The sequence below is a fragment of the Amnibacterium sp. genome (assembly GCF_025463795.1).
GTDB lineage: Bacteria > Actinomycetota > Actinomycetes > Actinomycetales > Microbacteriaceae > Amnibacterium.
In genome coordinates this window covers 1-13,023 of the sequence record NZ_JAODBE010000100.1, presented here as the reverse complement: position 1 = coordinate 13,023, position 13,023 = coordinate 1, and the positions used below count along the sequence as shown (strand labels likewise).

13 protein-coding genes are annotated in these 13,023 nt (G+C 70.7%); 9 read left to right on the top strand and 4 right to left on the bottom strand.

Features of this window, described 5'->3' with window-relative positions:
* Nucleotides 1–865 (top strand): AAA family ATPase (locus JWQ92_RS09120; protein ID WP_297344145.1); only part of this gene is annotated, 865 nt, incomplete at its 5' end.
* Between the two features lie 11 nt (nucleotides 866–876).
* On the opposite strand, the gene JWQ92_RS09115 is transcribed toward JWQ92_RS09120, so the two are convergent.
* A complete protein-coding gene (locus JWQ92_RS09115) occupies nucleotides 877–1,761 on the bottom strand; it encodes a bifunctional 5,10-methylenetetrahydrofolate dehydrogenase/5,10-methenyltetrahydrofolate cyclohydrolase (protein ID WP_297344144.1) in 885 nt (294 codons plus the stop codon).
* 145 nt (nucleotides 1,762–1,906) lie between these two features.
* Between JWQ92_RS09115 and JWQ92_RS09110 the strand changes: the two genes are divergently transcribed.
* A complete protein-coding gene (locus JWQ92_RS09110; protein ID WP_297344143.1) occupies nucleotides 1,907–2,311 on the top strand; it encodes a hypothetical protein in 405 nt (134 codons plus the stop codon).
* 3 nt (nucleotides 2,312–2,314) lie between these two features.
* Here the strand turns inward: JWQ92_RS09110 and JWQ92_RS09105 are convergent, their stop codons facing one another.
* Nucleotides 2,315–4,603, bottom strand: a complete 2,289-nt coding sequence (locus JWQ92_RS09105; protein WP_297344142.1) for a transglycosylase domain-containing protein — start codon at nucleotides 4,601–4,603, stop codon at nucleotides 2,315–2,317.
* Between the two features lie 143 nt (nucleotides 4,604–4,746).
* Here JWQ92_RS09105 and JWQ92_RS09100 point away from each other — a divergent pair, with 143 nt between their 5' ends.
* The 5 genes from JWQ92_RS09100 (at nucleotide 4,747) to JWQ92_RS09080 (ending at nucleotide 10,531) form a co-directional block, all read left to right on the top strand.
* Nucleotides 4,747–4,935: a PspC domain-containing protein gene (locus JWQ92_RS09100; protein ID WP_297344141.1), complete on the top strand. Its 189-nt coding sequence runs from the start codon at nucleotides 4,747–4,749 to the stop codon at nucleotides 4,933–4,935.
* Nucleotides 4,936–5,268: 333 nt separating this feature from the next.
* On the top strand, nucleotides 5,269–6,597 hold the full coding sequence (locus JWQ92_RS09095; protein WP_297344140.1) for an ABC transporter substrate-binding protein: 1,329 nt from the start codon (nucleotides 5,269–5,271) through the stop codon (nucleotides 6,595–6,597).
* 46 nt (nucleotides 6,598–6,643) lie between these two features.
* Entirely contained in the window at nucleotides 6,644–7,612 is a 969-nt protein-coding gene (locus tag JWQ92_RS09090; protein WP_297344139.1) for a carbohydrate ABC transporter permease, read from the top strand.
* On the top strand, nucleotides 7,609–8,490 hold the full coding sequence (locus tag JWQ92_RS09085; RefSeq protein WP_297344138.1) for a carbohydrate ABC transporter permease: 882 nt from the start codon (nucleotides 7,609–7,611) through the stop codon (nucleotides 8,488–8,490). Before JWQ92_RS09090 ends, JWQ92_RS09085 begins: the two co-directional genes overlap by 4 nt.
* Nucleotides 8,477–10,531, top strand: a complete 2,055-nt coding sequence (locus tag JWQ92_RS09080; protein WP_297344137.1) for a GMC family oxidoreductase N-terminal domain-containing protein — start codon at nucleotides 8,477–8,479, stop codon at nucleotides 10,529–10,531. Before JWQ92_RS09085 ends, JWQ92_RS09080 begins: the two co-directional genes overlap by 14 nt.
* 5 nt (nucleotides 10,532–10,536) lie before the next feature.
* On the opposite strand, the gene JWQ92_RS09075 is transcribed toward JWQ92_RS09080, so the two are convergent.
* Nucleotides 10,537–11,820 carry an HNH endonuclease signature motif containing protein gene (locus JWQ92_RS09075; protein ID WP_297344136.1) on the bottom strand — a complete coding sequence of 428 codons (1,284 nt, stop codon included), beginning with the start codon at nucleotides 11,818–11,820 and terminating at the stop codon, nucleotides 10,537–10,539.
* A 50-nt stretch (nucleotides 11,821–11,870) separates the two neighbouring features.
* Nucleotides 11,871–12,320 (bottom strand): YdeI/OmpD-associated family protein, encoded by a 450-nt coding sequence (locus tag JWQ92_RS09070; protein WP_297344135.1) that lies wholly within the window; start codon nucleotides 12,318–12,320, stop codon nucleotides 11,871–11,873.
* Here JWQ92_RS09070 and JWQ92_RS09065 point away from each other — a divergent pair.
* A complete protein-coding gene (locus JWQ92_RS09065) occupies nucleotides 12,319–12,777 on the top strand; it encodes a hypothetical protein (protein ID WP_297344134.1) in 459 nt (152 codons plus the stop codon). The genes JWQ92_RS09070 and JWQ92_RS09065 overlap by 2 nt on opposite strands.
* 9 nt (nucleotides 12,778–12,786) lie before the next feature.
* Nucleotides 12,787–13,023, top strand: a 237-nt coding sequence (locus JWQ92_RS09060; protein ID WP_297344133.1) for a helix-turn-helix domain-containing protein, incomplete at its 3' end; no start/stop codon positions are given.

The following is a 13,023-nucleotide window of genomic DNA, read 5'->3' as shown; positions in this document are numbered from 1 at the left end:
CGACCCACGCCGCCCCGTCGGCAGCTTCCTGTTCCTCGGACCCACCGGGGTCGGCAAGACCGAGCTGGCGAAGGCCCTCGCGGCGAGCCTGTTCGGCGACGAGAGCGCGATGCTGCGGTTCGACATGAGCGAGTTCGGCGAGCGGCACACCGTCAGCCGTCTCGTGGGGGCCCCTCCCGGATACGTCGGCTACGACGAGGCGGGCCAGCTCACCGAGCGCGTGCGCCGCAACCCGTACTCGGTGGTGCTGCTCGACGAGATCGAGAAGGCGCACCCGGACGTCTTCAACCTGCTCCTGCAGGTGCTCGACGACGGCCGCCTGACCGACGGGCAGGGCCGCACGGTCGACTTCCGCAACACCGTGGTCATCATGACCTCGAACATCGGCGGCGAGTTCCTCGCCAGCCGGAGCGGCGCCCTCGGCTTCGTCGCCCCGTCCGACGACGGATCCGGGTTCGGGTCCGAGAAGGCGGTCCGCGACCGGGTCATGGGCCGGCTGCGCGAGGTGATGCGGCCCGAGTTCCTCAACCGGATCGACGAGGTGGTGCTGTTCCGCAAGCTCGACGCCGCGCAGCTGCGCGAGATCGTGCACCTGCTGCTCGCCGACACCGCGGCACGGCTCACCGCCCAGCACGTGGCCTTCGAGGTCACGGAGGCGGCGGTCGACCTCATCGCCGAGCGGGGCTACCAGCCCGAGTACGGAGCACGGCCCCTGCGTCGGGTCATCCAGCGCGACGTGGAGGACGCCATCGCCGACGTGATGGTGACCCGCGAGCTCGGTGAGGGCGACGTCGTCACGGTCGACGCGGCCGGCGGCGAGATCCTCGCCGCGGTCGAGCGCCGGGAGCCGGTGCTGGCCGCCTGAGGTTCAGCGCATCACCGCGAGGAGGTCGCACCGACCGGTGCGGCCTCCTCGTCGTAGCCGAACCGCCGTTCCGCGGCGAGCACCGTCTGCTCGAGCAGCACGGCGACCGTCATCGGCCCCACGCCGCCCGGCACGGGCGTGAGCAGGCGCGCCCGCTCCGACGCCGCCTCGAACTCCACGTCACCGATGCCGCCGGGGCTGTAGCCCGCATCGATGACGACGGCGCCCTCCTTGATCCACTCGCCCCGGATGAGGCCGGGCAGGCCCACCGCAGCGACGACGAGGTCGGCGCGCGCGACGTGCTCGCCGAGGTCCTGCGTGAACTCGTGGCACATCGTGACGGTCGCGTCGCGGGCGAGCAGCAGCACGCTGAGGGGGCGGCCGAGGATCGGTCCCTGGCCGACCACGACCGTCTCGGTGCCGCGCAGGGGCACGTCGTACTCGTCGAGCAGGCGCAGGATGCCACCCGGCGTGGCCGAGGCGAAACCGCCCTCGCCGAACGCCATCCCCGCGAAGGACCGGTGGGTGACCCCGTCGACGTCCTTCGCGACGTCGATCGCCTCGAACGCGGCCCGCTCGTCGACGTGCTCGGGAACGGGGTGCTGCAGCAGGATGCCGTCGACGCCGTCGTCGGCCGAGAGACCTTCGATCAGCCCGACCAGCCCGGCCGTGTCGATGTCGGCCGGCACGTCGTGCCGGCGCGGCTCGATGCCGACGGAGCGGGCGCGGTTCACCTTCATCCGGACGTAGGCGTGCGACGCCGGGTCGTCGCCGACCAGGACGGTCGCGATGCAGGGCGCGCGATGCCCGTCGGCCTTCAGCCGCGCGACCCGACCGGCGACGCGCTCGAGCGTGCGGGCGGCGAGCGCCTTCCCGTCGATCAGTCCAGCGGGCATTCGTCTCCTCCTGCGAGGAGCACCCAGGCGGACGATGCTCGGAACTCGACTCCCCGGTAGTCCCCTACCCACGCCAGTCGTCGGTCCCACGCTAGCCGACGTCCCGCTGACGCGGGGAGCCCGGCTGCCGATAGTGCCCGAGGACATGACGAACGGTCTGAGCACGCTGCCGGTCCCGCGCCAGGCGCCGCGGCCGACGGCGCCGTCCGCTGCCCACCCGCCGCGTACCCGGGTCCGGGGCCCGTCGCTGGCCCGTCGCCGGTGGGGCTTCGCGCTCGCCGTGGTACTCATGCTCGCGACGCTGCCGCTCCACCTGCTCGGGCTCGCCCTGGTGGCGCTCGAGGTGCTGTCACCCTCGACCGACGGCTCGGGGCCGCTGTTCGTGGGCGGCGTCGGGCTGGGCCAGCTCCTCCTGCTCGTCGCCGTGGCCGCCGTCGGTCAGCTCGTCGGGGGCGGTGGCGCCGTCTGGCGGCGCCGGTTCGCGCTGGCCTGCCTCAACGCGCTGCTGGTCGTGATCGCCGCCGCGATCGGATGGGCGTTCCTCCTCTGACGGTCAGTGCTTCGGCGGCGGGGGCAGGGGCTTCGTCGGCTTGGTGGGCTTCGGTTTCGGCGCGGGCGCCGGGGCGCTCGGTGCAGGAGACGGGGCCGCAGTGGGCTTCGGCCTCGGGGCCGGCTTGACGTGGGGCCGGGCATCGGCGTGCCGGATCGCGACGCCCCCGTAGAGGTACTGCGAGTCGGGGTAGGCCCAGCCCGTGACGCCGCCGTAGACCCGGTTCGCCGCGGTCTGGATGCCTCGCCAGACGCAGTGCCGCTCGATGGCGGCCTGCGTGCTGCCCTGCAGCCCGCAGTACGGGAACCCGAACACCTCGCGCAGGTTGGCGAACCCGTTCGCGTTGCCGATCCACACGGCGGTCGTCACCTTCGAGGTGCTGCCGATCGCCCAGGTGTCCTTCGCGTTGTCGGTCGTCCCGGTCTTGCCGAACTCGTAGAGCCCGTCGGCCGTCTGGTCGCCGCCCATCGTGCCGCCCGTGATGACGCCGTGGAGGGCGTAGGCGACGGCGATGGCGATGCCCGCGGGAACCGTCCGGTGGCAGTGCGGCGCCGGCACCTTCACGGGGTTCCCGGCCGGATCGGTGATGCGGTCGATCGCGATCGGGTCGCAGGTCACGCCGTGGTTCGCGATGGTGGCGTACGCGGTGGCCATGTCGAGCGGTGCGATCGAGCTGGCGCCACCGATGACCATGGCCGGCACCATCTTCAGCGCGCCGCCACGGGCGTTCGTCGCGCCCATCGACTGCGCGAGGTCCCGCACGTGGCAGAGGTCGCTCTCCTCGCCGAGCGAGGCGAAGACGCCGTTCACCGAGGCCGCGGTGCCGGTCATCACGCTGTAGTTGCCCTTCTCGCCGGCCTCGTCGTTGCCGACCGACCAGGCCTTGTCGTCGTAGTCGGGCGACCCGCACTTCGTGAACGTCGACGCCGGGATGGTCCGCGGGTTGCCGTTCACGACCTGGTAGAGCGTGTGCCCGGTCTTCAGCCAGTCGATGAGCGGGAACAGCTTGAAGGTGGATCCGGGCTGCGGACCCCCGCCCGCGCCGAGCGCCATGTCGACGTTGTAGTTCACGGCCGAGTACCGGCCGCCGCGTGCGCCGCTCGCGTCGTAGTCCTTGTTCTGCACCATGGACACGACCCGCCCGGTTCCCGGCTGCACCGACACGGCCGCTCCCCCGACGTCGAACGCCTTCGTCGACTTCGGCACGTACGAGTTCATGACGTGCTGGGCGGTGCGCTGCAGGTCGAGGTTCAGCGTCGTGCTGACCTTCCAGCCCTTCGTCTGCAGGTTGGCGGCCCGGATCGCCTCGGTCCTGCCGAAGGCCGGATCCGTCTTCAGCAGGGTGACGACGTAGTCGCAGAAGAACCCGCCGACGCCCGCCGAGTCGCAGCCCGTCGGCGGCGGCGTGATGTGCGTCGTGATCGGCGCGGCGACCGCCTGCTCGTAGGCGGCCTCGCTGATCATCCCCTGGTCGCGCTCGACCCCGAGGATGTGGTCGCGGCGGTCGGTGGCCGCGGGGAGGTTCGCCTTCTCGTCGATGCGGAAGTGCTCGGGGTTGTTCACGATCGCGATGAGCGCGGCGGCCTGCGGCACGGTCAGCTTCGCCGCCTGCTCGCCGAAGTAGTACTCCGCGGCGGCCTCGATGCCGTAGACGCGACCGCCGAACCCGGCGATGTTGAGGTAGCCGAGCAGGATCTCGTTCTTCGTGTACTTCTTCTCGAGGCCGATGGCGAGCCGCATCTCGCGCACCTTCCGCCCCGCGGAGGTGTCGATGCACTCGAGGTACGCGGCTCGTGACTTCGCGGCGTCGGTGATGCTCTCGGACTGCTGCACGCAGATGTTCTTCACGTACTGCTGGGTGATGGTCGACGCGCCCTGCAGCGTCTTGCCGAGCGCGTCCGCGACGGCCGCGCGCACGATGGCGTTCGCGTCGACCCCGCCGTGATGGTAGAACCGCACGTCCTCGCCGGCGATGGTCGCGTCCTGCACCGAGAGCGGCACCGACGACCAGGGCACGACCACGCGGTTCTGCGCGTAGAACGAGGCGAGCAGCACGGGCTTCCCGTGGGAGGTCGCGAAGATCGACGTGCGCTGATCGAGGGCCCCGATCCTCACCTCGCTGGGCAGCGACTCGAACAGGCCGATGCCCTGCTTCGCGCCGACGCCGGACAGCGCGACGGCCGGGGTGAGCAGCACGGCGACGAGCACACCGGCGATCCCGGCGACGGAGAAGAAGGCGAGGAGCGAGGACAGCGTCGTCCCGATCCGGCGCCCCGTGGGGGGTATGGGCACCAGTGCATCGTACGGAACGCAAGCCGCCACGCCGAGCCTTCAGACGGATCATGGCCGGACGGAGACCTCTTTCCACCGATGCGCCGGGGTTCAGGCGGCGGGCCGCCCTTCCCCGCCGCGGCCATCCGGAGTTGACTGACGGGGTGTCCGTACCCCAGCTCAGCCGCCCGCGCACCGGTCGCGTCCTCGCAGGCGTCTGCGCCGGCCTCGGCCGGCGATTCGGCCTCGCGCCGTGGCTCGTCCGCGCGATCTTCCTCGCGTCGCTGCTGCTCCCGGGACCCCAGGCCGTGCTCTACCTGGTGCTCTGGATCCTCATCCCCGCCGAGGGCTGATCCGCTCAGCCGGGTGGGTGCGGGTGGAACGCGGTCGCGCCGGGGCGCCCGCCCACCAGCGCGTCGTTTCCCGAAAGAAGTCTGCGATTTGTCGAAACTATCGAGGGCGTCCCGCCGCACAACCATGCGGATCGCCGCCTCGAAGGGCCCGATCGGTGCCTGAATCGCAACCTTCCCGTGCGCGCGCTTCGTTGACAGGGGGCGCTGTGCGTCACAGACTGAGCACCAGGAGGACGATCGCGGGCGTTCGCGCCCCAGGCCTTCGAAACTTTCTATTCAACGACGAATGACGATGGGTCCCGCAGAGGCGCGGCCATCGGAGAGGACCCTGTAATGGCTTCACAGCACTCCGGCGCCGGCTTCACCCGGCGCTCCCTGCTCGCGGGTGCGGGCGGCGTCGCAGCCGCGACACTCCTCGCGGCCTGCAGCAGCAAGAGCGGCGGCAGCGGCGGCGGCGGCTCGTCCACGCCGATCAGCTTCTGGAACCAGCCCTGGGGGTCCACCGCGTTCAACCCGCTGGACCAGAAGATCACGACCGCGTACAAGCCGAAGAGCGGTCTGCCCGCGGTGAAGTACCAGGTGATCCAGTGGGCGAACTTCGCTCAGCGCTACTCCACGGCCGTCGCCTCGAACACGAACCCCGCCATCAGCTCCGGCGGTGGCACGCAGGCCTTCCTGTTCGAGTCGCAGGGCAAGATCGCCTACGCGGACAACCTCTACAAGGAGTGGAAGACCAACGGTCTGTACGACGACTTCCTCCCGGGCCTGATCGACACCCTGAAGACGAAGAACGGCTACGCCGCGATCCCCTACAACCTCGACATGCGCGTCTGGTGGTACAACAAGACGCTCCTCCAGCAGGCCGGCGCTGAGATCCCGACGACGTGGGACACCTACGAGGCCGCCTGCAAGAAGCTCAAGGCCAAGGGGATCTACGGCTACGGCACGTACTCCGGCGCCGGCGGCTTCACCGGGTTCCACACCCTGGTCAGCCACATGATCAACAACGGCGGCGGCCTGTTCGACGCCAACCAGAAGCCCGCGTGCGACACCCCGGCGAACGAGCAGGCGATGGAGTGGGTTCTCGGCCTCGTGAAGAACGGCTACGTCGACCCGCGTGCCGGCACCTACACGGGGCAGAACGCCCAGGACCAGTACAAGGCGAAGAAGTTCGGCATGGGCTTCGACACCGGTGGTCTCGCGCAGAACGTCGGCGGCACCGTCGGACCGGACCTCGTCGTCGGCAGCCCGCTCACCGCGCCCAGCGGCGGCAAGGGCGCCCTGTTCTTCCCGAACAACATCATGATGTACAAGCACAACTCGTCCCAGAAGGGCACCGAGGCGTTCGCGACGTACTACTACCAGAACATGAAGCCGCTCTGGACGCAGAAGACCGGCATCGGGCTGCCGGTCCTGAAGTCGATCGCGGCGACGCCCGAGTTCAAGTCGGACGCGAACAACGTCAAGATCCTGAGCGAGTGGCAGCCGGTCTCGAAGACGTGGGGCGCGCCCGGTGGCAACACCGTGTTCCTCAACGTCACCGCGGTCGACGGCACCGCGCCCGGCACGACGTTCACGCAGTCGATCCTCAGCGGGAACACGACCGCGAAGGCGGCGCTGCAGAAGCTCCAGTCGGCGCTCGAGGCTGCCATCAAGTCCTGAGCAAACCCGTTCATAATCGCATCGGATCCCGACGGAGGGAGTAGCTGTGACCGTCGACACCGTTCCGGAGCGACTTAAGCGGGCGAAGCGTGGGGTGGGGGTGTCCGGTCGCGGACCGGGCACCCCGCTGCCGCGGAAGCGACGGCGCACGGGTGCGCTGACCATGACGGGGTTCGCCCTGCCGTCGCTGATCCTGCTTCTGCTGCTCAACGTCTTCCCCGTCGTCTACGCGATCCTCCAGTCGCTGCAGAAGGGCACCCCCTCCACGCTGCCGTGGGACGCCCCCTTCGTCGGGTTGGCGAACTATACGGGCGTGGTCGCCGATCCGCAGTTCTGGGCGAGCACGATCTTCACGCTGATCTTCACGATCAGCGGCGTGTTCGGCTCGTGGCTGATCGGACTCGGGCTGGCACTGCTGCTGCGCACGAAGATCCCAGGCAACACCGTCTTCAAGGTGCTGCTGCTGCTGCCCTGGATCGTCCCGGTGGTCGTCTCGGCGACGGCATGGAACTGGCTCGTCGCCACGCCGCAGAGCCCCATCCCGGTCATCCTGGGCCTCTTCGGGGCGGGGAACGTCAACTTCCTCGGCGACCCGGTGCTGGCTCAGGTCGTCGTCTGCATCTTCAAGGTGTGGATCAGCTTCCCGTTCATGCTGATGATGATGTCGTCGGCGCTCGCGTCCGTGGACACCAACGTCTACGAGGCGGCGAAGATGGACGGGGCGACGAGCTGGCAGACGTTCACGGGCGTCACGCTCCCGATGATCTCGAGGAGCACCTACATCAGCTGGGTGCTCATGACCATCTTCTGCGTGAACGACTTCCCGACGATCTTCCTGCTCACGCAGGGCGGCCCGCAGAACGCGACCACGTCGCTCGTCGTCCTCGCGTACCAGTACGCGTTCCAGAACTTCCAGACCGGCCCCGCCACCGCCGTCGCGTTCATCATGACGGTCGTGCTCGTGCTCGTCTCGGTAGGCCTGTACCAGCAGATCAAGAAGGCGAACATCGAATGACCCAGGCGATCGCGACTCGTCCCGCTCCGTCCAGCGTCGCCGGCACCCGCCGGAAGCGCGCCGACCTCGCGACGGGGAAGCGCGGCCAGTGGTGGCGCTTCGTCCTGACCCTGGTGATCACGTTCATCGTGATCGTCCCGATCCTGGCGGTGGTGTACCTCTCGTTCACGCCGGGCCTGGGCAGCACCGCCACCGGCCTCACCTTCGAGAACTTCGTCGGGATCTTCCAGCAGACCGATGTGCTGCTCTGGCTGACGAACAGCCTGCTCGTGTCGCTCGCCGTCGTGGTGGTCGCGGTCGTGGTCGCCGCTCCGGCCGGGTACGTGCTGTCCCGGATGCGCAACCGCCTGGTCTCGACGTACTCGCTCGTGCTGTTCATCGTGCAGTCCCTGCCGGTCGTGACCGCGGCGATCCCGCTGTTCATCACGTTCGCGGCGCTGAACCTGGTCAACACGCTGCCGGGCGTGGCGATCATCTACATCGGCTCGACCATGTCCGTGGCGATCTGGATGATGGCCGCGTACTTCGACTCCATCCCGATCTCCCTGGAGGAGGCGGCGTGGATGGACGGTGCCAGCGTGTTCGGCAGCTTCACCCGCATCGTGCTGCGGAACTCGCTGCCGGGCATCCTGTCGACGGCGATCTTCTCGTTCCTGCTCGCCTGGAACGACTACCTGATCGCCCTGCTGTTCCTGCAGGACCAGTCGAAGTACACGCTGCCCGTCGGCCTGAACACGTTCTTCCAGCAGAACGCGGCGAACTGGGGCTTCGTCATGGCCGTGGCGGTCGTCATGATGCTCCCGCCCGTCCTCGTGTTCGCCGGGTTGAACCGGTACTTCAGCGTCGGAGGGATCGGCGGCTCGCTTGCCGGACGCTGACACGGCGCCCCCTGTCCCACCCGCGCTCCGGGCCGCGGTCGACCGGATCATCCCGGTCGACCGCTGGCCCGGCGGGTGGGACGGTGGCGTCTCCGCCCACCTGACCACCGGCGGCACCGAGCTCGACTGGGCCCGGCCCGCGCTCGTCGCCCTCGATCGGCGCCTCGAGTCCCTCGCGGTCGAGCAGGGCGCGGCCTTCGCCGAGCTGACGCCCGACCAGCAGGACCGCCTGCTCTCGGTCGTCGCCGGTGACCCGGACGGCGCCCAGGACTTCGCGGCGCTGCGCCGGCTCTGCTGGGAGGGCTACTACGCCTCCGCGGACGGACGCACGCCGGCCGGAATCGACATGGTCGGGTTCCGCGCGGTGCCCGAGGGCGTCACACCGGTGGAGCCGGACCTCGTGCCCGACGTCGGCGTCCACGGCGTGCGCCCTGCGTACGACGCCGTCGTGATCGGCAGCGGGCCGGGCGGCGGGGTCGCGGCGCAGGTGCTGAGCGCCGCCGGTCGCTCGGTGCTCGTGATCGAGCGCGCCGCCCGGCTGCCGAACGCCGCGCTCCGTGGCGACCACCTCCACGGGAAGCGGAACGCCGTCTACTCCCCCACCGTGGGCCCCGGCCCCGGTCATCCACGGGTGGCGCAGCTGCCGGAGGGCGACCGGGTGCTCGACGGCACCGACGACGCGTGGCTGTACGGCCTGAACGCGGACACCATGGGCGGCGGCACGCGGATCTGGCAGGGCATGGCGTGGCGCTTCCTCCCGGAGGACTTCCGGATGGCCTCGGAGTACGGCAACCCGGAGGGCGCCAGCCTCGTCGACTGGCCCGTCTCCTACGACGAGATGGAGCCGTACTACTCGCGCGCGGAGCAGGAGCTGGGTGTCGCCGGCGAGGAGGGTGCGCTCACGAGCCGCACGCCGCGGTCGTCGGGGTACCCGATGCCCCCGTTCGGCACGGAGCCCGCGCGGGAGCTGCTCGGCCGCGCCGCCGACTCGCTCGGCTGGGGCTGGGGGCCGATCCCGCTCGGGCTGAACAGCGTGCCCCACGAAGGACGGCCCGCCTGCGTCCGCTGCCCGCAGTGCGTCGGGCACGCCTGCCCGGTGAACGCCAAGAACGGTTCCCACAACACGTTCCTCCCCCGCGCCGCGGCGACGGGGAACTGCGACGTGCTCTACGACGCGGAGGTCGTCGAGGTGCGTGACGGTGCCGGAGGAGCCGAGGTGACGGTGATGGCCGCCACCTCGTCGGCGGAGCCGGTCGAGCTCGTCGTGCGGGCCGACGTCGTCGTCGTGGCCGCGGGCGCGGTGGAGACGGCGCGCCTGCTCCTGGCGAGCGGGATCGGCAACGACGAGATGGGCCGGCACCTGCACGACCACCGGTTCGTCACGATGCTCTCCATGGTCGACGAGCCGGTGAAGCGCTACCTCGGCCCCGGTCACTCGGTCGCGACGCTCGACCACGTGCACGCGACGACGATCCCGTGGGGCGGCGGCGTGCTCGTCGACCTCATGGGACTGCTCCCCCTGACGTCGGCCGCGAACCCGATGCCCGGCGCCCCGCTCTGGGGCGCCGGCCACAAACGGTGGATGCGGGACGACCGGCCCCGCATGTTCGGCGTCTTCGGCATGGGGCAGGAGATCCCGATGCCGACCTCCCGGGTCACCCTCGCCGGCGTGACGGACCGGTGGGGCCGCCCGGGCGCGGCCCTGCGGAAGAACGTGCACCGCACGTCGGTGGAGGTCGAGGACGGGATGGCCGTGATGGGCGAGCAGTGGCTGCTCGCCGCCGGCGGTCGGGAGATCCACCGGCAGCGCGGGACGGCGACGGCATCGGCTGCCGGCGAGCACTCGTGCGGCACCGCCCGGATGGGCGTGGACCAGGAGCGTTCGGCGACGGATCCGTTCGGCCGACCGTGGGGCGCCCGGCGCGTCGTCGTCTGCGACTCGTCCCTGCACCCGACGAACGGCAGCGTGAACCCGACGCTCACGATCATCGCGAACGCCTACCGCGTGGCCGAGCACCTGGTGGCGGACTGGCCACGCTGAGCCGGTCAGGCGGCGAGCGCGACCGCGGGCAAGGTGGTGCGCCGCCGGCCGAACGGTGACGTCCACTCCATGACGCCGTCGTCCTGGAGCTCGGCAGTCCAGCCCCTGTCCTTCAGTCGATGGTGCGCACGGCAGAGGTGAGCGAGGTTGTTCGCATTCGTCTCACCCTCCCAGAACCACGGGATGGTGTGGTCGATGTCGCAGAGGTCGGCGCTCCGCCGGCATCCGGGGAACCGGCACTGCTCGTCGCGGAGTTGAAGGAACCGTCGGAGCGCAGGTGGCACCTCGTAGTGCTCCCGGCCGACCTGGGTCACCGTCCGGGTGCCAGGGTCGACGAGTATGCGATAGAGGCTCGGCGCTCGCGCAGTGAGCCGGCGAGCAGTCTCCGGGTCGATCGGACCGTATCCGCGCAGATGGCCGGGCTCCTCGTTCTGCCCGAGGAGGGTGAGCACCGGAACGGTCGCGTGCACCTGCGGGACGATGTCGAGCGCGTTCCAGGTGCGGCGGGCGCGGTCGAGCACCTCCCAGTCGGACGCCTCCGGCAGTGCCGCGAGCAGCAGGTCGGTGGCGAGGTCGGCACGGAGCTGCCCGATGCAGCGCGTCTCGCCCTCCTCGCCGTGCAGGCCGACCGCGCCCCGGGTCAGTCGATCGTAGATCGCGACCGCGGCGGGCGCGTCGATGTACAGGGTCAGCCAGGCCATCCCGTTGGCAGCCGGCTGGAGCGTCACGTCCCGCTCGGCGTGCTCCTTCTCGTGCCGCGCGGCCATCTCCTCCGGGTTGAGCCGATCGATCAGGCGCCGGACCCGGTCCCTCGCCTGTCCGATGCCGGCTCCCGTGACCAGCCGGATCGCCTCGGCCTCGTAGCGGCCGACGTCGCAGGGTTCGACCTGCCGTGCCCCATCGGCGATGACCTCGACGTGGCACCAGGGCAGCGTGCCGTCCGACAGCGCCGCCCGCGTGGACGAGAGCCCCTGCTCGACCGCGAGCGAGGTCGAGAGCATCCGCTCCGCGGCCGTCACCGACACCCCGCTGATCATGGCGACCTCATGCAGTGCCGCCTCGTCCGCAGCGCTGCTACCACGACGCGTCGACCAGATGCGCGCGAGCACCTTCGCCCGTTCGAGGTCGAGGGCCGCTCGGGTGCGGTGCAGCGCTTCGACCGCATCCATCAACTCGAAGTCGTTCGCGTCCTGCGGGATCGGCTCCTGCGCCGGTGCCAGGACGGCGAGCCAGGGCGCGACATCGCGGTGCCCGTGCGGCTGCCCGTCCGTCGGCACTTCATCGGTCATGCATGAAGTGTACCACGACCATCGAACATATGTTCGATGATGTGGGTGGTTCAGCTGCCGGAACGGACCTTCTCGACGGCCGAGACAATGCGCCGCGCTCGCGTCTCCGGCGCCTTGGCCTCCTCGACCGACGTGACGTGCGCCTTCCGATGGCTCGGCGCGAGGCGCCCGAAGGCCTCGGTGAGGCCGGCCGCCTCCAGCGCCGCCCCCAGGTCGTCCGGGACCGCCACCTCGCGGGGAGCCGTGTCGAGGGTCAGCTCGACATCGATGACGTCGTCGCCGGCGATGCCGCTGCGGGCGCGGTGGTCCGAGGAGAACGAGATGAGGGATCGTCCGCCCATCGAGCCGACCGTCCCGCGGTACCGGTAGCCGTTGACCACGACCGCCACGGGTGGGCGGCGACCACCTCCGAGCCGGTCGAGCACGTCGTCCGGCACCGGGATGCCGGTGTTGCGCCCGATGAGCGCCATCGTCGTCGTGTAGCGAACCGTCTCGGGCATGAAGGCGATGATCGCAGCGGCATGCGATCCGGGGAAGACGCAGCGCGCGCTGCATCTCGCCGGCTCGATCGCCGCATTCGTCACGCTCGGCCTCAGTGGCGCCGGGATGCTGCTCGTCGTTCGACTGGCTGATCGAACGCATGTTCGATTACGCTCGCCTCCCGTGGTGGAGTGGCATCCGCGGCACCTGGTGCGGCCGGTCGAGTGGGTGCTCACCGTCCCCGGACATCCGGAACCCGTCGCGGTCATCCGCCGGCTCAAGCTCGCGGGACGCGTCGCCTACCGGGCCGTGACCTGGGCCCCGCGGTCGGCCGGGCGGGAGCTCATCGGCTACTTCCCCGACGGGGACAGCGCCGCGGTCGCGGCCTGGCGTCGGTATGTCGACGAGAACCAGCGACAGCACGAGCGGGCGAGCCGCACGCACGGCGGGACGGAGCGCAACGGGGGCGCGGCGTAGGCTCCGGCCGTGGACGCCGAGACCGCTCCCCCGCGCCGAGGACGTCGCCGAGCCGGCGACGCCGACGCACGCACGGCGATCGTGCGGGCAGCGGCCGACGAGTTCGCCTCCGCCGGCTACGACGGCGTCTCGCTCCGCGCCGTCGCCCGGCGAGCGGGGGTCGACGCGGCGCTCGTGCACCACTACTTCGCCGACAAGCCCGACCTCTTCGCGGCGGCGCTGGACCTGCCCATCCGCCCCGACCGC